This window comes from Nonomuraea sp. NPDC049400 (genome assembly GCF_044466425.1).
GTDB lineage: Bacteria > Actinomycetota > Actinomycetes > Streptosporangiales > Streptosporangiaceae > Nonomuraea.
The window spans coordinates 192,816-213,549 of record NZ_JBITMP010000001.1 but is presented as its reverse complement, the minus strand read 5'-3'; the positions used below and the strand labels follow the sequence as shown (position 1 = coordinate 213,549).

Below are 20,734 nucleotides of genomic sequence, written 5' to 3'. Positions count from 1 at the left end.
CATGGCCTCCACTCTGCAGGCGGTCGCACCGCCCGCCGCCGCCAAGCAGCCGGCGGATCCTGAGCGCCGCCCGGCGCTGCTGATCCTGCCGGCGCTGGTGGCGCTCGCCGTCTTCTTCCTGTATCCGCTGGTCTCGATGGTGATCAGCGCGTTCACGGATCCGGCGCCCGGTCTCGGCAACTTCACCTGGTTCTTCGGCGAGGCCCAGAACCTGCGGGTGCTCGGCCGCACGTTCACCACCGCCCTGTGGGTGACGGTGATCGCGCTGGTCGTGTCGTACCCGTACGCGTACGCCATGACGATCGCCGGGCCGCGGGCCCGGGCCGTGCTGACGCTGCTGGTGCTGGTGCCGTTCTGGACCAGCCTGATGGTGCGGACCTTCGCGTGGGTGATCCTGCTGCAGGACACCGGCGTGGTGAACGACGCGCTGGGGCTCATCGGGCTGGGGCCGTTCAGCCTGATCCGCACCCAGGCGGGCGTCGTGATCGGGATGGTGCAGCTGCTGATGCCGTTCATGGTGCTGCCGCTCTATGCCGTGATGAGCGGGATCGACCGGCGGCTGCTCACCGCCGCGGGCAGCATGGGAGCGCACCCCGCCAAGGCGTTCGCGACCGTGTACATGCCGCTGTCCCTGCCCGGGGTGTCTGCGGGCTGCCTGACCGTGTTCATCAGCGCGCTCGGCTTCTACGTCACCCCCGCGCTGCTCGGCTCCCCCACCGACGCGCTGCTCTCGCAGCAGATCTTCACGCAGGTCAACGGGTTGCTGAAGTGGGGGCGCGGCGGCGCCATGGGCGTGGTCCTGCTCGGGCTCACGCTCGCCATGATCGCCCTGCTGGCCGTCACGCTCCGCCGGGCGGGAAAGAAGGTCACCGGATGAGCGCACGTGCAGGCCGCGGGGTGCTGTGGGCGTTCTGCGCCCTGGTCGGCTGCTGGCTCGTGGCGCCCGCGCTGATCGTGGTGCCGCTCAGCTTCACCTCGAAGGCGTCACTCAAGTTCCCGCCCGACGGCTACTCCACCCGCTGGTACGAGCACTTCTTCGGCGACACGGCCTGGATGTCGGCCCTGTGGACCTCGATCGAGGTGGGCCTGCTGGTCACGATCGTGGCCACGGTGCTCGGCACGGCCGCGGCGCTCGGCCTGACCAGGGCCAGGATGCGCGGGCTCGCGCTGGTCCAGGGGTCGATGCTGGCCCCGATGATCGTGCCCGGCGTCGTGCTGGCCATCGGCGTCTACGCCGTGTTCCTGAAGCTGCAGCTCGTGGGCACGCTGATGGGCTTCGTCATGGCGCACACCGTGCTCGCGCTGCCGTTCGTGATGATCCCGGTCACCGCGTCGCTGAGCGGGTTCGACCGGCGGCTGGAGAGCGCGGCGGCCAGCCTGGGCGCGGGGCGCTGGACGACGTTCCGCACCGTGACGCTGCCGCTGGTCGCGCCGGGCGTGGCCGCGGGCGCGCTGTTCGCGTTCGTCACGAGCTTCGACGAGGTGGTCGTCTCGCTGTTCATCCAGAGCCCCTACCTGCAGACGCTGCCGGTCAAGATGTACGCCAGCGTCACCCGCGAGACCGACCCGACCATCGCCGCGGCGGCCACGATGATCATCGTGTTGACCACGAGCCTCGTGCTGATCGCCACCTTCTTCGTCGCCAGGAGGTCACGTGTCCACCAGTAACGATCTCGCCGCCCGCGGCGCCGGCATCGAGCTGAGCGGGCTGACCAAGCGCTACGGTGACTTCGTCGCCGTGGACGACGTCTCGCTGTCGATCAGGCCGGGCGAGTTCATCACGCTGCTCGGACCGAGCGGCTCGGGCAAGACGACCACGCTCAACATCATCGCCGGCTTCGACCGGCCCACCTCCGGCGAGCTGACCGTGGACGGCACCGCCATCGCCGCGACACCGGCGCACAAGCGGGACATGGGCATGGTCTTCCAGCATTACGCCCTCTTCCCGCACATGACGGTCGCGGAGAACATCGCGTACCCGCTCAAGCAGCGCAAGGTGCCCAAGGCGCGGCGCGCCGAGCTGGTCGCGGCGGCGTTGGCCACCGTGCACCTCGGCGAGTACGGCCACCGCTACCCGCGCGAGCTGTCCGGCGGCCAGCAGCAGCGCGTGGCCGTGGCGCGGGCCATCGTCTACAGCCCGCGCGTGCTGCTCATGGACGAGCCTCTGGGCGCGCTGGACAAGAAGCTGCGCGACTGGCTCCAGCTGGAGATCAAGCGTATCCACGGCGAGCTCGGCATCACGTTCGTGTACGTCACGCACGACCAGGACGAGGCGCTGGTCCTGTCGGACCGCATCGCCGTGTTCAACCGGGGCCGCATCGAGCAGGTGGGGCCCGCCGAGGAGCTGTACGAGCGGCCCGCCACGCTGTTCGTGGCCCGCTTCCTCGGCGAGTCGACGATCCTGCGCGGCGACGTCACGCCCGACGGCATCGGCGTGTGCGCGCGGCTGCTGCGGGCGCCGGGCACCTTGGCCGGGAAGGCGGGGGCGCTCGTCGTACGGCCGGAGCGGCTGACCCTGCGCAAGGCCGGCTTCGACCCCGACCCGGGATGGAACGCCCTGCCGGCCACCGTCACCGGCGAGATCTACCTGGGCTCCAGCAGGAAGCTGGAGCTGAGGCTGCCCGACGGTTCCGCGGCGCTGGTGCGCGAGCAGGCAGGCAACCTCAGCGACGCGCGCGGCGGTGACGAGGTCACCCTCACGTGGCGGGTCGCCGACTCCGTCCTGCTGCCCGACTCGCCCGATGTGGAGGCTGTACTCACATGACAGGAATCCCGCTGACCAAGGATTTCGCCAACGGCGGCGTCTCCTTCTGGTACCGCCAGATCGGCCTGCCGGACCGGCGTCCCGCGCTGCCCGGGCCGCGCTCGTACGACGTGGCGATCGTCGGCGGCGGCTACACCGGCCTGTGGACCGCGTACTACCTGAAGAAGGCCGAGCCGGGGCTGCGGATCGCGATCCTGGAGAAGGAGTTCGCCGGGTTCGGGGCGTCGGGGCGGAACGGCGGCTGGCTGTCGGCGGAGTTCGCCGGGTCGCGCAAGCGGCACGCCAAGGCGCGCGGGCGGCAGGCCATGATCGACCTGCAGCACGCCATGTTCCGCTCCGTGGACGAGGTCATCGAGGTGACCCGCGAGGAGGGCATCGACGCCGACATCCACAAGGGCGGGCTCATCCACGTCGCGACGAACCCGGCCCAGCGGCGCAGGCTCCGCGAGGAGCTCGAGGACCTGCGTACCTGGGGGTACGGCGAGGAGGACATGCGCCTGCTGGACCGCGACGAGCAGCGCGAGCGCGTGCAGGTGGCAGGCACCCTGGAGGCCGCCTACTCGCCGCACTGCGCCCGCATCCAGCCGGCGAAGCTGGCCGTCGGCCTGGCCGAGGCCGTGGCCCGGCTCGGCGTGGACATCTTCGAGGACACGACGGTGACCGCGATCCGGCCGCGGCGGGAGGGCGCCCAGGCGGCGGCGATCACCACCCGCGGGGCGGTCTCGGCGGACTACGTCATCCGCGCCACCGAGGGCTTCACCGCCTCGCTGGCCGGGCAGCACCGGCACTGGCTGCCGATGAACAGCTCCATGATCGTCACCGAGCCGCTGCCGCCCGAGGTGTGGAAGCACATCGGGTGGCAGGGCAACGAGCTGCTCGGGGACGAGGCGCACGCCTACATCTACGCGCAGCGCACCGCCGACGACCGCATCGCGATCGGCGGGCGGGGCGTGCCCTACCGGTACGGCTCGCGTACCGACGTCAGGGGCGCCACGCAGCCGCAGACGGTGGCGCTGCTCTGGCGGATGCTGGTGAAGCTCTTCCCCGCGGCGGCGGACGCGCGGATCCAGCACTCCTGGTGCGGCGTGCTGGGGGTGCCGCGCGACTGGTGCTCGACGGTCCACCTGGACCACGCGACGGGGCTCGGCTGGGCGGGCGGCTATGTGGGCAGCGGCGTGACGACCACCAACCTGGCCGGGCGCACGCTCCGCGACCTGGTGCTGCGCCAGGACACCGAGCTCACGGCCCTGCCCTGGGTGGGCCGCCAGGTGCGCCAGTGGGAGCCGGAGCCGCTGCGCTGGACGGGGGTTCAGCTGATCTACGCGCTGTTCCGGGCCGCCGACCGCCGGGAGAACGACCACGGCACCACCACCTCGCCGTACGCCCGCCTGGCGAACCTGATCTCGGGCCGCTGAGCCGGCGATCGCTCACGGGATGACGAGACGCTCCTGCTCGGTGGGCGGTGTCCCGCCGTACCAGGGTAGGGGCTTGCCGAAGCGGACCAGCTCCCCGTACAGGGCGGGGTCGGCGCCCTCGCCGAGCACCAGGTCGAGCACGGCCCGCGCGGCCTGGGCCGGCGCCTGGGCGTGGCCGTAGTCGCTGAACCAGGGCCGCGAGGCCCGGGTGTCGACCATGCCGGGGCAGACGGCGGCGATCATCGTGCCGATGGCGAGGTCGCGCTCGCGGCGTTCGGCGGCGACCGCGCGTACGGCCGCCACCTGCGCCACCTTGGAGGGCACGTTCAGCCAGCGCGGCCAGCCGGCTTCGTCGAGCGTCCTCGCGTGGATGGCGCTGCGCCAGGATTCGACGGCCTGCTCGACATCGTCGAGTGAGGCGCCGTCGAACAAGTGGTGCAGTCTGGGGTCGAGGTGGCCGAGGGCGCCCAGGGTGCTGGACACGACGATGAGCCGCCCGCCGGGCCTCAGTATCGGCCCGTACGAGCGCAGGATCGTGTGGGTGGCGACGTTGGCGACGTCGATGAACTCGTCGGCCTGCTCGGCCTGCGACCTGTCGGGGGCGTTCGGGGCGATGGCGTTGGAGATCACCACGTCCACCCCACCGTGGCGCTCGCGCAGCTCATCGGCCAGCCCGGCCACGGCGCCGGAGTCGGTGACGTCGAGGACCCGGCCCTCCACCCGGCTACGCGTGCCTGGCGACTGCGCGACCTCGCGGGCGGCGTCCGAGACCCGCCGGGCGTCGCGGCCGGTGAGCAGGACCAGGTCGTCCGGGGCCAGCCGGGCGGCCAGCCCCTCGACGAGTGCGCGGCCGAGGCCCTGGTTCGCGCCGGTCACCAGGGCTATGCGTGGATCGTTCATGCCGCCACGTTAGGAGCCGCCTCGATCATGAGTCCAACGAAAGTTGCGCACACCTGGTATGCGTATACGTCATGGACTTCAGCGACGTGTCGCTGACCGCGCTGCGCGTCTTCCGCACCGTGGCCGAGCAGGGCACCTTCACCGCCGCCGCGACCGCGCTCGGCTACACGCAGTCGGCGGTGTCCCGGCAGATCGCCTCCATCGAACGAGCCGCGGGCGCGGAACTGCTGGAGAGGCGGCGCGACGGCGCCCGGCTGACCGCCGCCGGCCGCATCGTGCTGCGCCGGGCCACCGTCGTGCTGGACCAGATCGACGCGGCCGCGCGCGAGCTGTCCGGCCTGCCGGTCCAGGCCGGAATCGTACGGGTGGGCTGGTTTCCCAGCGCGGGCGCCGTCCTGCTGGCCCGGGCGCTTGCCGCGCTGCGCCGTACGGACCCCGCCATCACGGTCGTCACCCGGGAGGGCAGCACCCCGGCGCTCGTGCGCGCGCTGCGGGCCGGCAGCCTGGACCTGGCCTTGCTGGCGTCGTCGCCGCCGTTCCGCCCGCCGGACGCCGAGTCGCCGCCGCTGGTCCTCCAGACGCTCGCCGAGCGAGGTCTGCGCCTCGCCGTGCCCGCCGCCCACCCGCTCGCCCGCGGCGACTATGTCGACGTGGCCGACTTGCGCGGGCAGCGCTGGATCGCCGGTCCCGCGGGGGACGACCTCGTGATGGGGGTGTGGCCCGGGCTGGACGAGAAGCCCGAGATCGTGCACACCGCCCGCGACTGGCTCGCCAAGCTGCACCTCGTCGCGGCCGGCTTGGGCCTGACCACGGTGCCCGCCCTGCTGGCCCCAGCCGCGCCGGCGGGCGTACGCGTGCTTCCGGTCAGGGGCGGCCCCCAGGAGCACCGCCGCCTGCTGCTCGCCCGCCTCCCGCACCCGCTGTCGGACCCGGTCACCCGCGTCGCGGACGCCCTCCGCGGCGCGGCACTCGACATGGACACACCGGCCGGCGACGCCGCGGCACGCGGCCCCGGGGACGCCCGAGGTCTCCGCGGCGACCGTCCGGTCAGTTCAGGATGAGTTGCCGCAGGTCGCGCAGGGCCTGGTGGGAGGGTGAGCCGGGTTCGGCGGTGTAGAGGACGAGGCGGAGGTCGTCGCGGTCGGGCACGGCCATCACCTGGCAGATCACGTCGATCTCCCCGACCACCGGGTGGGTGACGCGCTTGCGCTGCTGCCTGCGGATCTCGACCTCGTACCTGGACCACAGCTCGGCGAAGTGCGGGCTGAGTGCGAGCAGTTCGGTGACCAGCGCCTGGAGCTTGCGGTCGTCGGGGTAGCGGCCCACGGCCGCGCGCAGGTCGGCCACCGAGGCGCGGGCGAAGCGGCCCTTCTCCTCGTCGTCGAGGTGCTCGGCGATGTCGGGGGACATGAAGACCCAGCGGATGACGTTCCTGTTCTCGGCCGTCACGCTGTCGAGGCCGCCCATGAGAGCACTGGCCAGGGGGTTCCAGGCGAGGATGTCGTACCTGGCGTCCAGCACGTACGCGGGCACCTCCTCCATGAAGGAGATCAGGTGCAGCAGGCTCTGCGGAACGTCCTCCCTGATCCGCGGGCTCTCCACCGCCTGCCCGGCCAGGTGGAACAGGTGGGCACGCTCGTCCTGGCTCAGCATGAGCGCCCTGGCCAGCGCGTTGAGCACCTGCCGCGACGGATGTGGCCCCCTGCCCTGCTCCAGCCGGATGTAGTAGTCGATCGACATGCCCGCGAGCTGCGCGACCTCCTGACGCCGCAGTCCCGGCGTGCGGCGCCGCCCGCCGTCCGGCAGGCCGACCTCTGCCGGGGTGACGTGGGCGCGCCTGATGCGCAGGAAGTCGGCGAGTCCGTCGCGGTTCATGACTCCATCCTCGGCGATGGCGGCCCCCAGTTGGGTGGTACCGCTGATACCAGGCTTTGCGGGTCTCTCCTGGACCCGGTACGACCTGCGGGAACGTGGACCCATGACGAGGATCGCGCTCATCACGGGCGCCAACAAGGGAATCGGCCACGAGATCGCGCGGCTGCTGTCCGGGCAGGGTGTCACCACGATCGTGGGGGCGCGCGACGAGGAGCGCGGGCGGGTCGCCGGTGAGCGGCTCGGGCAGCCGTACGTGCGGATCGACGTGACCGACGAGGCGAGCGTGACCGCCGCCGCGAAGTGGATCGAGCAGGAGTACGGGAAGCTGGACATCCTGGTCAACAACGCCGGGATCAGCGGCGACATCACCGCCGTCACTCCCAGCACCGCCTCGGTGGCGGCGGTCAGGGAGGTCTACGAGACGAACGTGTTCGGCGTCATCGCGGTGACCAACGCCATGCTGCCGCTGCTGCGGCAGTCGGAGGCAGGGCGGATCGTGAACATGTCGAGCGAGCTCGGCTCGCTGGCCATGGCGATGGACCCGGAGAGCCCGTTCTGGCAGGCCAACATCATCGCCTACAACTCCTCCAAGACCGCGCTCAACATGATCACCGTCTGCTACGCCAAGGAGCTGATGGACACCCCGATCAAGGTGAACGCGGCCAACCCGGGTTACTGCGCCACCGACCTCAACGGGCACACCGGGTTCAGGACCGCCGAGCAGGGCGCGGCGATCGCCGTGCGGCTCGCGACCCTCGACGCCGACGGCCCCACCGGAGCGTATCTGGAGGATGCCGGCGTGCTCCCCTGGTGAGGTGTCAAACCTGGTGAATCGGACAGAGGGGGGTGATGGGACGAGATCTGGATAGAGAGCGATTTACCGAGGCGGAGTACGCCGCCTTCGGCGAGCGCATCCAGGAGCAGCTCGGCGTGCTGCGCGAGCTGCTCGCAACCCCCGGCTTCGGCCAGGGCCCGGTCACGGTCGGGGCCGAGCTGGAGCTGTTCCTGATCGACGGGCGGGGGCGGCCGTTGTCGCGCAACAGCCAGGTGCGCGACGCCCTCGGCGACCCGCGCGTGGTGCTCGAGCTGGGCCGATACAACCTCGAGGTGAACCTGACCCCGACGCCGCTGGCCGGCGAGCCCTTCGCGCGGCTCGGCGACGAGGTGCAGGAGACGATGACCAGGGTGGACGGGGCCGTGGCGGGCGGGGGCGCGCTGCCCATCGGCATCCTGCCCACGCTCGCCGCCGAGGACTTCACGGTCGGCGCGATGAGCGACCAGAACCGCTACCGGGCCATGAGCAGGGGCATCAGGCGGCTGCGGCTGGAGCCGTTCCTGGTGAAGATCGACGATCTGGAGCTGTCGGTGGAGGACGTGATCCTCGAGAGCGCCAACACCTCCTGGCAGGTGCACATGCGCACGCCGCCCGAGCGGTTCGCCCGGGTGTTCAACGCCGCCCAGCTCGCCGTCGGCCCGGTGCTGGCGGCGTGCGGCAACTCGCCGTTCTTCCTGGGCAGGCGGCTGTGGGAGGAGACGCGGATCGCGCTGATGGAGGAGGCCGCCGACGACCGGGACGTGCAGCGGCGCGAGCGCAGGGACGGGCGCGTGACGTTCGGCTCCGACTGGGTGCGTGAGGGCGCTTACGAGCTGTTCGAGCGGTACGTGCGGGACTACGACCCGGTGGTGCCCGACCTGACCGACGACGCGGAGCCGTACGAGGTGCCCGAGCTGCGGCTGCACCAGGGCACGATCTGGCAGTGGAACCGGCCCGTCTACGACCCGGCGGACGGCGGCCACCTGCGGATCGAGATGCGCGCGCTGCCGGCGGGTCCTTCGTGCGCGGACATGGCGGCGAACACGGCGTTCCTGCTCGGGCTGACGTTGTCGCAGGCGGAGCGGGATCTGACCGGGTACCGGTTCGCGGAGGCGTACCAGAACTTCTACCGCGCGGCCATGCACGGGCTGGACGCCAAGCTCTCCTGGCCGGGCCACGACGTCGAGTTCGAGGCCGCCGACCTCGTGCTCCGGCTGCTGCCCGAGGCGCGGGAAGGGCTGCTCGCGGCCGGGGTGACGCCGTCCGACGCGGACCGCGCGCTGGGCGTGATCGAGCAGCGGACCAGGCTGCGCCGCACGGGGGCGGTGTGGCAGCGGGAGGCGCTGGAGCGGTTCCGCGGTGACCGGGAGCGGCTCGTGCAGCGCTACCGCGAGCTGGCGCTTTCGGGGCTGCCGGTACATTTGTGGCGCTGAACGCAAACATCCGTCGCTTGCCGTCCGTCAAACTTGGTCAAAGGACGGCAAAGTGAGGATGAAATGGCGGCAACGGGGATGGTTCCCACGGACAAGGCGCGCTTGGCCTTGCGACGGGAGACGGGCGACCTGGCCGAGGGGGCGGCCAAGCTGGCGGGCGAGATCGGCAGCACCGGCGTCGAGGCGGTGCTCGCGCAGGCCAACCGGGTCGCGGCGCGCAAGGGCGCCCCGGGCGCGCTCGGGTCGATGAGGCCCCGGCCCGTCGAGTGGTACGCCTTCGACGACAAGGACCAGGACACCGCCGACTGGTATCCGCAGGGGCTGACCTGCTCCGACGAGTCCGGCTCCATCGGGGTGCCGGCGTTCCTGGCGACCTGGTACTTCAAGCCGGAGGCGGGCGAGCGGGGCATCAGGGTGTCCTTCCTGAGCCCGCAGACCCTGAAATATCAGCATGCGCTGCTGGTTGAGGCGAAGCCGGATGGCTCGTACGGGCCGATCAACATCCACGCGGGCGGCATCGCGTGCGACGGCGACCTGGTCTACGTCGCCGACACCAAGAGAGGGCTGCGCGTCTTCGACCTGAACCGGGTGCTGGACCTGCGTACCGCCCAGAGCGACCTGGGCGATCCCAAGCGGGTCGGGCGGCACGACGGCAAGTTCCACGCGTTCGGCTACCGGTACGTGATACCGCAGACCGACTTCTGGCGGGTGGCGACGGCGGGGCCGCTCTTCTCGTTCGTCTCGATCGACCGCAGCGGCGGCACGCCGCGGCTGATCAGCGGCGAGTACCGGGAGAGCGACCCGGGCGGCTGGGTGGCCCGCTGGGACCTCGGCATGTCCGGCGGCGAGCCCGCCGACGCCTTCGTGATGGGACATCCCAAGATCCAGGGAGCCATCTCGTGGGGCGGGAAGTGGTACCTGAGCCAGGCAGCCGGCGCGGCGGCCAACGGCAGGTTGCTCGTCTACACCGACGGCGAGCTGGAGACGAGGGGGTTCCCCGTCGGCCCGGAGGACCTGACGGTGCGGGACGGCAAGCTGTGGAGCGTCACCGAGTTCAGGAACAAGCGGGTCATCTTCGGCGTCCCTCTGTGAGGCTGGTGAGGTGCTCGTACAGGACCTCGCGGTAGTGGCGGTCGAAGTCGTCGTAGCGGGACCGCAGCTCGGCGCCCGGCCAGTCGTCCGGTAGCAGCTCCTCAGGGAGCAGCGGGTCGGCCAGGAGGTGGCGCAGCACGGCGGCCGAGACCAGGAAGCCCTCGGCCAGGCCGTCCGCCCGCTCCAGGGCCCGCTCCAGCCGGCGGGCCTCCCCCGCCCAGCCGTCCAGGTCCCACAGCAGGGGGGTGGGGTCGCCGTGCGGGCGGCCGTCGATCAGCGTGCACTGCGCGGTGACGGTCTCCGGCCACTCGCGCACCAGGTTGGCCGGCCGCATCCAGGTGCCCTCGCGCAGCTCGGCCAGGCGCAGCGCGGTCATCGTGTGCCGGAACGCGGCCCGGTCGGCGGGCGCGCGCCGCTCCGCGGTGACCACGGCCACCTCCCACGTGCCGTCCCACGGCCTGGTGTGCGGGTCGCGGCTCTCGTCCTGCCTGGCCTGGCGCTCGACGAGCCGCTCCGACAGCGTGTAGTGGCGGCCGTCCTGGATGAGGTCGCCCGCCGCGACCATGCGCGACAGCGCCACCCGTACGGTGCCCTCGGCGATGCCGAACAGCGCGCCGATGCGCACCAGATGACGGGCCGGCAGGCGCGGCGGATGGCTGCCCAGCAGCGCGCTCAACACGGCCGATCTGGCACTCAGGTTGTTACGCTCTTCCATCGCGTGTCGAGTATATGTAACACTCGCGAGTATGGGGCGCTATCTCATCGAACCTTTCGACCGCAGCGACCGCTACGCCACCGAGCGCTACCAGGGCGCGGCCGGGCGCAACTGGTGGACCTGCGATCCCACGCTGCGCCTGCTCATGCGTCGCCACCTGGGTGCGGGATTCGCCTGGGCCGAGCCGCATCTGGAGAGGCTGGGCGCGCTGACGGGCGGGCTCGTCGCCGAGTGCGCCGAGGAGACCGATCGCAACCCGCCGCGGCTGGAGAAGTACGACAAGTGGGGCAGGGACGTCAGCCAGGTCGTCATGCCGCCGTCGTTCCAGGCGGCCAGGCAGGCGCTCATGGAGGACAACTTCACCTCGCCGTCGTTCGCCGAAGAGGCCCGGGCTCATGGGGCGAATCCGGCCGCGCTCGCCGCCGCCTGGACGTATCTGCTCGACCAGGCCGACATCGGGATGGGCTGCGCGCTCGGCACGGGCGGGGACATGGTGGTCTCCCTCGCGGAGAAGTACGCGCCGCAGGACGTACGCGATCGGGTGCGGGAGATCTTCGCCAACGGCTTCTACTCCGGCGAGGCCGCTCAGATGTTCACCGAGCGGACGGGCGGCTCGGACCTGGCGGCGCTGGAGGCCACGGCGGTCCCCGCCGGCGACGCGTGGCTGCTGACGGGGTTCAAGTGGTTCGCGTCCAACGCCAACGGCTCCGCGTTCGTGGTGCTGGCCAGGCGCACTGACGGGGCCGTTTCGCCGTTCCTCGTGCTGTGGGAGCGGCGGGACGGGACCCGCAACGGGGTGCGGATCAGGCGGCTCAAGGACAAGCTCGGCACCAGGTCGGTCGCCTCGGCCGAGGTCGAGTTCGCCGACGCGGAGGCGTTCCCCTTGTCGGGTGAGGGCTCCGGCTCGGGGCTCGGGACCATGATGAAGCTCACCAACGCCTCCAGGCTCGGCGTGGCCATGATGGGCGCCGGCGTGGCCAGGCGGGCGCTGGTGGAGTCGATCTGCTACGCCAGGGCGCGCGAGGCGTTCGGGCGGCCGCTCATCGACCAGCCGCTGATGCGCCGCAAGCTCGGGGAGCTGATCGTCGAGGTCGAGGCCGCCCAGGCTCTCGTCTTCGACGGCCACGTCGGTCCCCGCCTGCGCCTCGCCCCCGCCCTGATCAAGCTCCGCGCCGCCCGGCTCGGCGTGACGGCGGCCAGCGACGCGATCGAGGTGCACGGGGGCAACGGCTACATCGAGCAGTGGCCGGTGGCCCGGCTGCTGCGCGACGCCCAGGTGAACCCGATCTGGGAGGGCGGCGACAACATCCTCTGCCTCGACGTGCGGCGCGCCATGGTGAAGGAGCAGGCCCACCTGCCCTTCCTCGACCGCCTGCGCGACCTGGCCACCTCCGACCTGGTGCACGCCCGCGTCGACGACCTCGCCAAGGCCGTCTCGGCATGGGGCGCCCTGGAGCCTTCCGTGGCGGAGGAGCGGTTGTATCCGCTGGCGCAGTTCATGGCCGACGTGTACGCCGCCGCGCTGCTGGAGGACCAGGCCACGTGGGGGCTGGACGACGGGCGCAAGGCACTCGTGGCCCGGCTCTACGCCGAGGCACACCTCGCCGACCACGGCCCGCTACGCGGAATCGACCGCCCGGCGGAGGGCTCCGAGCTGTTCGACGACCTCGTTTCCGGGGCGGTCACGCTCTGACGGCCGCCGGGGTGAGCGGCTCTTCGATTCGCTCACCCCGGCGTTTCCAGCCGTGCTCCAGTGATGTTCAGATGCCGATGAGCCGGACACGGTCGCCGCACAGGCGGGCCATGTCGTCGACGTCGGAGGTCAGCATGGCCACCGGGCCCGGCTGGCTCGCACGCACGCGCTTCGTAGTGTGCTCGAAGTCATGATCCACCCGGAGACGCATCTGGTGTTTCAGCATGCCCTCACACGCGCAGAACGGTGACGTGGCGGCCGGACGGCGTGGTCGCCTGCTCGAAGCCGCCTCGTTCCTTCCAGGGCGGGGCCTCCGGGCGCCGGTCGAAGACCACGAGCACGCCGGTGGGGAGGGTGAGCCGGTCCAGATACTGGTCGAGCTGGGCGAGACCGTCCGGCGTCGGGTCGCTTTCGTTCGCCCGCCGGACCTTCAGCTCCATCGCCTCCCGCTGTAGCAGCCGCTCGTTTCCGGGTCCGGTGTAGGGCCAGCGGAGAAGCACGTCCAGGCGTTTGGTGCCCGCGGCGTACTCTCGGTTGAGATAGCCTCCGCCGTTGACCAGGCGGTGCAGGAAGGCCATGAGGATGATCTGGCAGGCGGCCTCGTGGTAGCCCTCCTGCTGGATGAGGACCTCGCCGTGCTCGCGCCAGAACACGACGAACTCCTTCAGCAGGCGGTCCAGGTCGAAGCGGCCGTCCGGCAGCACGAAGCTGCGTGGATCTGCCATCACGTGCTGTTCCGACGGGGCTCCCAGCACCCGCAGGATGACCTCCCGATAGATCGGGTTCGCCACCTCCGAAGCGGATCCTTGCCTGATCAGGCCCAGATCCCTGACGTAGGACAGGTCGTCGGAGAAGGTGGGGTCGACGTGGGCGAACGATCCGGCCACGACGGGCTCCATCACCCGCTTGACCCGGGGCTCGTGCAGCCGGGCCATCAGCGCGTCCAGATGGGTGGGGCGCGCCCGGATCAACCGTTCTTTGGCCTTCTCCACCTGCTCGGCGGTGATGGCGCCGGTCACTCCCATCTTGAAGGTGATCTCATGGGCGAGGGCGTTGACCAGCCACGGTTGCCCCTGGGTCAGCTCGAAGACCCGGTCCACCGCGTCCTTGGCGAACTCCTGACCGGTCGCCTGGGTGTGCTGGTCGTAGAGCTCGGCGATCTGGTCGGCGGTGAAGTCGCCCAGGCGCAGCGACTCGGCGACGATGTTGAACGGGCTGGCCAGGCTCGATCCGTTGGGATCGCCGCCTGAGGCGACCTTGTAGTCACGCACGTCGCGCAACCCGCACAGCACGACGGACGCGGGGAACGGATGCCCTTCCGGTCGCGCGTTGTGACCGTCGCGGAGCTGGCTGAGGATGCTGACCATGCCGGTGCCCTGCAGGGCGTCGATCTCGTCGAAGAGGAGCACCACCCGGCGCGGGCAGCGGCGGCACCATTGGCTCAGCGCCGAACCGAACCGGCTGCCCGGCGTGACCTGCGGCCAGGGATCCAGTGGCAGCAGCTCCTCTGGCCATCCCGACCGTGCGGCGGCGTCGCGGATGGAATCCAGCAGAAGCGACTCCGCCGCGGCGTAGTCGTCGCCGGCCGCCTTGGCGCGCTCGCAGGAGAACATCAGGGCGGCGATGTCGCCCTCGGCGGTGAGCTCGGACGCCAGGGTGCGCAGCGCTGTCGTCTTCCCGGTCTGCCGGGGCGCGTGCAGCACAAAGTAACGGTCCATGTCGACGAGCACCCGCGCCTGCGGGAGCCGCGGCGTGGGGGGCAGCATGTAGTGGCGCTGCGGGTCGCACGGGCCGGTGGTGTTGAAGAACTTCGCTTGGGGTGGCGGCACGGTCACATTCTGCCACCAATACTATGCCGGCGGTGGGTTGCTGGCCGGAAACCCTGGCTTGGACGTACGCTCCTCACGATCCCCGAGCCCCGAGGAGGGCCGCATGACCGTACGCGTGGAGCGCGAAGGACCGGTCACCACCGTGGTGATCAGCAGGCCGGAGGCGCGCAACGCGGTCGACCGCAAGACCGCCGACGCGTTGTCGGACGCGTTCCGTGACTTCGAGGGCTCCGACTCCGCCGTGGCGGTGCTGTGGGGCGAGGGCGGCACGTTCTGCGCGGGCGCCGACCTCAAGGCGCTCGACAACCACGTCGGCGAGGAGGGCGACGGGCCGATGGGCCCGACCCGGATGCGCCTGACCAAGCCGGTCATCGCCGCCGTGGCCGGGCACGCCGTCGCGGGCGGGCTGGAGCTCGCCCTCTGGTGCGACCTGCGGGTGGCCGAGGAGGGGGCGGTGTTCGGGGTGTTCTGCCGGAGGTGGGGGGTGCCGCTGATCGACGGCGGCACCGTGCGCCTGCCCAGGCTCATCGGCGCCTCGCGGGCCATGGACATGATCCTCACCGGCCGCGCCGTCGAGGGGCGCGAGGCGTACGAGTGGGGGCTGGCCAACCGGCTCGTGCCCGACGGCACCGCCAGGGTGCGCGCCGAGGAGCTGGCCCGCGAGCTCGCCCGCTTCCCGCAGACCTGCCTGCGCGGCGACCGGCTGTCGGCGCTGGAGCAGGCCGGGCTGAGCGAGGAGGAGGCGATGCGGAACGAGCTGCGGCACGGGCTCGTCTCGCTGCCCGACGCCGTGGGCGGCGCCGCCCGGTTCGCCGCGGGCGCGGGCCGCCACGGCGACTTCAGCGACCTCTGAGACGGGCAAGGGTCGCTCGGGGCGTCGCCGTCACCGAAGTTTTGTCGCCCTGCGTTGCTATAGATGGCGCCATCACCTGACACTTCGAGGACAGGGCATTCGATGGCATCAGTGACGTTTCGCGATGAGACCGCGACGGGCCGGGAGCTGGAGGAGTTCTCTCTGCCCGGCCTGCCTGAGCGGATCTCGGCCCGGGAGCTGGTACGGCTGCGCGTGCGCGAGGAGGTGGCCCGCCACAACGCCGCCCCGTCGCATCATTTCCGCGGCCTGGTCAAGCCGAGCGACGCCGAGGTCGAGCTGAACGGCTACCGGATGCGCACCGCGCGCAGGCTGGACTGGGAGAAGCAGGCCGACGCCGCCGAGGCCGCGTTCGCCCGCAACGGATTCCTGCTGCTGGTGGGCGACCGGCAGATCGAGGACCTGGACACCGAGATCGATCTGACCGCCGACCCGGTGGTGTCCTTCGTCAAGCTCGTCCCCCTGGTCGGGGGCTGACGTGAACTGGGACATTCTCAAGGACTCTCCACTCAACAACATGTACAGCTTCGTGTATCTGGCCAACGACCACAAAGAGGTGTTCGAGCGGTTCGACTCCGCCTTCGCCGCTCATGAGCCTTTCGAGGCAGAGGAGTTACGCCTCTTCGCCGTGTGGGCGCAGATGCGGCTCAACCTCGGCTGGGACGGCGGTCACGACCACGACGAACGCCGGCTCGCCGTCATCCGCGAGCTGATCGGCCACATGCCGGAGCTGCCCAAGGTGGTGGTCACCCAGCTGTGGAGCGCGGCCAACGGCCTGATGACCTGGCGGCACACCAACTACGCCGAGCTGTACCGGCTGCCGCTGGCCGCCACCGCCCGGCTCTCCTATCACGAGCGGCGTCAGGTGCTGAACTCCATGCCGAGGTGGTTCGCCCAGCACTGGAAGCCCGCCTGGGAGGTCCTGCGCGAACCGATCGAGGAGCTGCTCACCGAACCGGAGACCGGCGATCCCGGCGCCACGGTCCGCAACATCATGTGGGAGGACGACGCGTTCGCCACCCGGATGATCGCCGATCACGCCGCCCGCCTCGCCGCTCCCGAGGTCCTGCCGTTGCTGCGGCACTGGAACACCGCCACCGCCTCCAAGCCCAGCGCCCGGTGGACGAGGCGGGCTGCCGGGTTGCTGACCCCGCAGGCCGCCGAACTGATCAAGGACATCCTCGCCCAGGTCATCGCCCACCGTGAGGTCACGCTCCGGCACCCCACCCGCGACGGCGAGTGGACCGAGACCGTTTTCCTGCGCGAGCGCACCGCCGTACCGCTGCGCGGCATGGTGTGGACCTGCGAGCTGATCGGCGAGCCGTGGGTGACCGCGCTGCTGGGCGACGTCGCCGTGGCGACCGGCACCGGGATCGGCGGCTCCGGCGCCAACGCGCGCAGCGAGATGCTGGCCAACGCCGCGATCGGGGTGCTGGCCCGGCGTGGCGGTCTGGAGGTGGTCGCCCAGCTGGCCCGGGTACAGGCCAAGGTGCGCAAGAAGACCATCCTCGCGGGCGTGGCCAAGACCTTGGACGCGGTCGCCGGGCAGAGCGGGCTGTCGCCCGAGCAACTGCTGGAGCGCACGGTCCCGACCTTCGGTCTGGGCCTCGACGGCACCCGTACCGAACACGGCCTGCGGCTGACCCTCGGCGGCGTCGTGGACTTCGTCGACCCCGCCGGCAAGATCCGCAAGACCGTCCCCAAGGCCGTCCGCGAGGAGCACAAGGATTTGCTGGCCGAGCTCAAGGCCACCGCCAAGGAGATCAAGAAGGTCTTGCCCGCCGAACGCTTCCGGATCGAGCGTGCGCTGGCCACCGAACGCATCTGGCGCTGGAGAGAGGTGTGCGAGTACTACCTCGACCACCCGGTCACCGGCTCCATGGGCAGGACCTTGATCTGGGAGATCCTCCAGGGACCGGCCGGGCTCCCGGTGCTCGTGGACGGCACCTGGGAGCTGACCGACCCGGACGGGCGCCGCATCCAGCCATACCCCGACACCCCGGTGCTCCTGTGGCACCCCATCTCCCACACCATGGACGAAGTGCGTGCCTGGCGCGACCATCTCATGGAGCACGGCCTGCGCCAGCCGTTCAAGCAGGCCTTCCGCGAGGTCTACCTGCTCACCCCCGCCGAGGAGGAGACCCTTGATCACTCGCGCCGCTTCACCGGTCACCTGCTGCGGTACGGCCAGGCGAAGGCGCTGCTGACCGGACGCGGCTGGACCGGGATGACGCTGGGCCACTGGGGCTGGGAGTACGGCTCCGACCAGGCCGAGGCCGCCAAGGAGCTCCCCGGCGGCCTGGCCGCCCACTGGGGCTTCCACCTGGATGGGGGCTCGTTCGACCGAGACGACCTCGGCACGGTGTCCATCTGCGTCAGCGGCGACCTCCACTTCACCGACGACCGCGGGCGCCGGGTCCCGCTGACCGAGGTGCCCCCGCTGACGTTGTCGGAGGTGCTGCGCGACGCCGACCTGGCCGTCGGCGTCACCTCCACCGGCCTGGACCCCGAGGGCCACGGCGAGTACTGGCAGTCCTACGGCTTCGGCGACCTGACCGAGACCGCCCAGATCCGCCGGGACGCGCTGGCCCGGTTGCTGCCCCGCCTGGCGATCTCCGGCCGCTGCTCCCTCACCGACCGGTTCCTGCGCGTCCGCGGTGACCTGCGCACCTACAAGATCCACCTCGGCTCGGGCAACATCCTCATGGAACCCAACGACGCCTATCTGTGCATCGTGCCCCGCCGCGGTGCCGGCGACCCGGTCTTCCTGCCCTTCGAAGAGGACGGCGGCATGTTGTCCATCGTCCTGTCGAAGGCGTTCCTGCTGGCCGCCGACACCGCCATCACCGACCCGTCGATCACGCGCCAGATCCGGCCCTGAGCGGCGCCGCGGGAGGGGCGCCGCCATGCCCCTCCCGAGGGAGGTCAGCCCTTGATCTGCCGGACGATGGTCTCGTCGGTGATCCGGCTGTCCCCGGCCAGGAGGAGGGCCTTGCTGAGGATGAGCGCGAGGCGCCCGTCGTCCTCGAACGGCAGGAACAACCCCCCGTCGCGGTCGGGCGCCGAGACGATGCACAGGTAGACGTCGCCGGGCTCCATGAGGACGTTGGCGCTGCCCAGGTGGATCTTGTAGGTGCGCAGGTCGCCGCGGACGACGAGGTAGCGCTCTGTGAGGGAGCAGCGCTCGGCGATCGCCAGGCGCGGCAGCAGCCGGGCCAGCGCGTCGCGGCGCACCTCGGCCGACGGCGGCAGCTCGCCGAAGGACGCCGCGTGCCAGTAGGCGAGATGGCGGTCGTGCCCGCGGTCGGCCCACTCCGGGTCGGCCGCGATCGAGGTCACCGCCACGAACAGGTCCACGTCCCGCATGGCCTCGCTGAACACCAGCGCCGGCACCTCGGCCAGCGGCGCCTCCCGCCACTCGCCGTCCACCCTCCGGTGGAAGCGCACCTGGTCGGTGGAGGCGTGCTCGCCCGGATCCCCGTACAGGTAGTCGTGGAAGAACGACGCCCGCCACTGTCCCTCGGCCAGCACCCGCGTGGCCTGGCCCCCGCCGCCGCCGTCCCATGGGCCGAGCATGTCGGCCCGCCACCCCCGGACCTTGAACATCGCGTACAGCCGCCGGTAGTCCACGACGTGTCCGGCGAAGCGGTTGGAGTAGACGGCGGTCCGCTCCTCCGCGGGTGTCAGCGGGTAGACCTCGCGGAACGCCTGCTTGAACGGCTGCCTGATGCGCCCCTCGGCCACGGCCTCCCGCCAGCCGGTCACCTCGGCGAGCGTCGCCCGGGCGGGATGCCAGAGGCGTACCCGCCGGCCCTCCAGCCCGCCGAGCGCGGCCCGCCACTCCCCTGGCGCGACCTCGGCCTCCCAGATCAGCCGCGCGGCCACGGTGGCGGCGATCGGATGCGCCGCGATCTGCTCGCGCCAGGTGTCGTACGGCTGCGCGGCCTCGCCGGCGAAGCCCGCCTCCAGCGCCCTGACCAGGGTCGTCACCTGCCGCTGCACTTGCTTGACCAGCTCGCGCACCCGCTTGACCTCATCGGGACGCTCCTTGCGCAACGCCGCGGGCACGGCCTTGAGCCGCCGGTCCCCGTGCCACCAGGACAACGCGAACTCGCCGTCCGCACCGGCCGCCACGACCGCCCGGTGCTCGCCCATCGGCACCTCCAGCCGCCCGCCCGGGCCGAACCCGAGATCCGGCATGCGGAAGGCCACCTCGACCCGGTCCGCGAGCCCCGGCTCGGCCTTCCTGATCATCCGATCGAGCTGCTTGACCACCCCGGCGTGCCGGGTGAGCGCGCGGGCGGTGCGCAGCGCCGTGATCGCCTCCGGCGTCGGGAACCGTTCGACCGCCCGCGCCACCTCGTACAGCAGCGCCTGCGAGGGCAGGGTCTTGGCCGTCGTGGGGGCGACGGCGACCCGGGAGAGCAGGCGGTCGAGCAGCTCGGGAAGCCACGGCTCGTCGCGGAACAGCGCCAGCCGCGCGGCCCGCCCGATCGCCCCCGTCTCGGCCGGTCCGAACGCCTTGTCCGCCCGGTAGGGGAGCTCGCCCGCGTGGATCGCCGCCAGCCGGTCATCGGCGGCCTCCAGCGTCGAGCGGGCGAAGTCCACGTACGCCGGCATCGCGGCCAGCCGCTCCCAGACGTCGGTCAGCTCCGGCGGCGACCCGTACGACCGGGCCCCGATCTCGGCCAGCAGCGCCCTGCCCGCCGGGTCCAGGCCCATGAGCAGCTCTAGCTCGGCGGCCGCCAGCGGCTCCTGCCGCTCCTGCATGATCTCGGCCACCTCGTCCATCCCGGCCAGGCCCGCCACGGCCAGGAGCGCGTACGGGTGCTCGGTCCGCTTCTCCCGGACCATGAACTCGATCAGGGTGCGCGCCGGCGCGGCGAGTGCGGCCGACGGCGCACCGCCGGGGCAGCGCAGCAGCGCGGCCGCCGCCAGGCACAGGTCGGCCCACTTACGGCCGGCCAGGCCGTCGACCAGGGCCTCGTACAGCGCCACGCACGACTCGGGGCTGAAGGACGGCTGCCGCTGCCTGACCTCGTCCTCGACGATGACCCTCGCTGAGAACGCCGGGCCGCCGCTGGTCACGCGATAGGCGAGCGGCAGCAGGGCGCCCAGGTCGGCCGCGGTGAGCTGCGGCCCGGCCTGCCGGAAGACGAGATGCCCGGCGCCGGGCTCGGTGAACTGGTCCTGGAGCCGCTGGGCCGTGGGGGAGAGCTGCATGTGGTGTTTCCCTTGGTCTGCCAGAGGACCGTCAACCTTGATCCTCGCTTTCACCGCAGGAGAATGCCGCACCCCACCGACAGAAGCCAGTCCCGGGCTGCCCGGACGCG

Annotated in this window: 17 protein-coding genes; 12 read left to right on the top strand and 5 right to left on the bottom strand. The window is 71.6% G+C overall.

The features are described 5' to 3' along the window. The first annotated feature begins 1 nt into the window (after window position 1). Genes ACIBVN_RS00895 through ACIBVN_RS00880 form a run of 4 tightly spaced genes read left to right on the top strand, consistent with a single transcriptional unit; the run spans window position 2 to window position 4,179 of the window. Window positions 2-877, top strand: a complete 876-nt coding sequence (locus ACIBVN_RS00895; protein ID WP_397131222.1) for an ABC transporter permease — start codon at window positions 2-4, stop codon at window positions 875-877. After that, window positions 874-1,668, top strand: a complete 795-nt coding sequence (locus tag ACIBVN_RS00890; RefSeq protein ID WP_397131220.1) for an ABC transporter permease — start codon at window positions 874-876, stop codon at window positions 1,666-1,668. The genes ACIBVN_RS00895 and ACIBVN_RS00890 overlap by 4 nt, the downstream gene beginning before the upstream one ends. Beyond that, window positions 1,655-2,764 (top strand): ABC transporter ATP-binding protein, encoded by a 1,110-nt coding sequence (locus ACIBVN_RS00885; protein ID WP_349453082.1) that lies wholly within the window; start codon window positions 1,655-1,657, stop codon window positions 2,762-2,764. Before ACIBVN_RS00890 ends, ACIBVN_RS00885 begins: the two co-directional genes overlap by 14 nt. Beyond that, complete coding sequence (locus tag ACIBVN_RS00880) at window positions 2,761-4,179, top strand: NAD(P)/FAD-dependent oxidoreductase (RefSeq protein WP_397131218.1); 1,419 nt, start codon at window positions 2,761-2,763, stop codon at window positions 4,177-4,179. The genes ACIBVN_RS00885 and ACIBVN_RS00880 overlap by 4 nt, the downstream gene beginning before the upstream one ends. Window positions 4,180-4,191: 12 nt before the next feature. On the opposite strand, the gene ACIBVN_RS00875 is transcribed toward ACIBVN_RS00880, so the two are convergent. Continuing rightward, complete coding sequence (locus ACIBVN_RS00875) at window positions 4,192-5,079, bottom strand: SDR family NAD(P)-dependent oxidoreductase (protein ID WP_397131216.1); 888 nt, start codon at window positions 5,077-5,079, stop codon at window positions 4,192-4,194. 71 nt (window positions 5,080-5,150) lie between these two features. Between ACIBVN_RS00875 and ACIBVN_RS00870 the strand changes: the two genes are divergently transcribed. Further along, window positions 5,151-6,140: a LysR family transcriptional regulator gene (locus ACIBVN_RS00870; protein ID WP_397131214.1), complete on the top strand. Its 990-nt coding sequence runs from the start codon at window positions 5,151-5,153 to the stop codon at window positions 6,138-6,140. On the opposite strand, the gene ACIBVN_RS00865 is transcribed toward ACIBVN_RS00870, so the two are convergent. After that, entirely contained in the window at window positions 6,127-6,954 is an 828-nt protein-coding gene (locus ACIBVN_RS00865; RefSeq protein WP_397131212.1) for a helix-turn-helix transcriptional regulator, read from the bottom strand. The genes ACIBVN_RS00870 and ACIBVN_RS00865 overlap by 14 nt on opposite strands. A gap of 103 nt (window positions 6,955-7,057) precedes the next feature. Between ACIBVN_RS00865 and ACIBVN_RS00860 the strand changes: the two genes are divergently transcribed. The 3 genes from ACIBVN_RS00860 to ACIBVN_RS00850 all read left to right on the top strand — a co-directional run bounded on the left by ACIBVN_RS00860 (window position 7,058) and on the right by ACIBVN_RS00850 (window position 10,293). Next, window positions 7,058-7,768, top strand: a complete 711-nt coding sequence (locus ACIBVN_RS00860; RefSeq protein WP_397131210.1) for an SDR family oxidoreductase — start codon at window positions 7,058-7,060, stop codon at window positions 7,766-7,768. A 35-nt stretch (window positions 7,769-7,803) separates the two neighbouring features. Further along, on the top strand, window positions 7,804-9,201 hold the full coding sequence (locus ACIBVN_RS00855; protein ID WP_397131206.1) for a glutamate--cysteine ligase: 1,398 nt from the start codon (window positions 7,804-7,806) through the stop codon (window positions 9,199-9,201). Between the two features lie 108 nt (window positions 9,202-9,309). Continuing rightward, window positions 9,310-10,293, top strand: a complete 984-nt coding sequence (locus tag ACIBVN_RS00850) for a hypothetical protein (protein WP_397131204.1) — start codon at window positions 9,310-9,312, stop codon at window positions 10,291-10,293. On the opposite strand, the gene ACIBVN_RS00845 is transcribed toward ACIBVN_RS00850, so the two are convergent. Then, a complete protein-coding gene (locus ACIBVN_RS00845) occupies window positions 10,271-11,008 on the bottom strand; it encodes a PaaX family transcriptional regulator C-terminal domain-containing protein (RefSeq protein ID WP_397131202.1) in 738 nt (245 codons plus the stop codon). The genes ACIBVN_RS00850 and ACIBVN_RS00845 overlap by 23 nt on opposite strands. A gap of 31 nt (window positions 11,009-11,039) precedes the next feature. Between ACIBVN_RS00845 and ACIBVN_RS00840 the strand changes: the two genes are divergently transcribed. Continuing rightward, on the top strand, window positions 11,040-12,701 hold the full coding sequence (locus ACIBVN_RS00840) for an acyl-CoA dehydrogenase family protein (RefSeq protein WP_397131200.1): 1,662 nt from the start codon (window positions 11,040-11,042) through the stop codon (window positions 12,699-12,701). Window positions 12,702-12,931: 230 nt separating this feature from the next. On the opposite strand, the gene ACIBVN_RS00835 is transcribed toward ACIBVN_RS00840, so the two are convergent. Continuing rightward, complete coding sequence (locus ACIBVN_RS00835) at window positions 12,932-14,530, bottom strand: AAA family ATPase (RefSeq protein ID WP_397131198.1); 1,599 nt, start codon at window positions 14,528-14,530, stop codon at window positions 12,932-12,934. Between the two features lie 103 nt (window positions 14,531-14,633). On the opposite strand from ACIBVN_RS00835, the gene ACIBVN_RS00830 reads away from it, so the two are divergent. The 3 genes from ACIBVN_RS00830 (at window position 14,634) to ACIBVN_RS00820 (ending at window position 18,282) form a co-directional block, all read left to right on the top strand. Continuing rightward, window positions 14,634-15,383, top strand: coding sequence for a crotonase/enoyl-CoA hydratase family protein (locus ACIBVN_RS00830; RefSeq protein WP_397131196.1), 750 nt, complete (start codon window positions 14,634-14,636; stop codon window positions 15,381-15,383). 102 nt (window positions 15,384-15,485) lie between these two features. Next, entirely contained in the window at window positions 15,486-15,878 is a 393-nt protein-coding gene (locus ACIBVN_RS00825) for a hypothetical protein (protein WP_397131194.1), read from the top strand. A 1-nt stretch (window position 15,879) separates the two neighbouring features. Continuing rightward, window positions 15,880-18,282 carry a DUF4132 domain-containing protein gene (locus ACIBVN_RS00820; protein ID WP_397131192.1) on the top strand — a complete coding sequence of 801 codons (2,403 nt, stop codon included), beginning with the start codon at window positions 15,880-15,882 and terminating at the stop codon, window positions 18,280-18,282. A 44-nt stretch (window positions 18,283-18,326) separates the two neighbouring features. On the opposite strand, the gene ACIBVN_RS00815 is transcribed toward ACIBVN_RS00820, so the two are convergent. Beyond that, the gene (locus ACIBVN_RS00815; protein ID WP_397131190.1) at window positions 18,327-20,624 is read right to left on the bottom strand and encodes a DUF4132 domain-containing protein; all 2,298 of its coding nucleotides are present in this window, start codon (window positions 20,622-20,624) and stop codon (window positions 18,327-18,329) included. Between the last annotated feature and the right edge of the window lie 110 nt (window positions 20,625-20,734).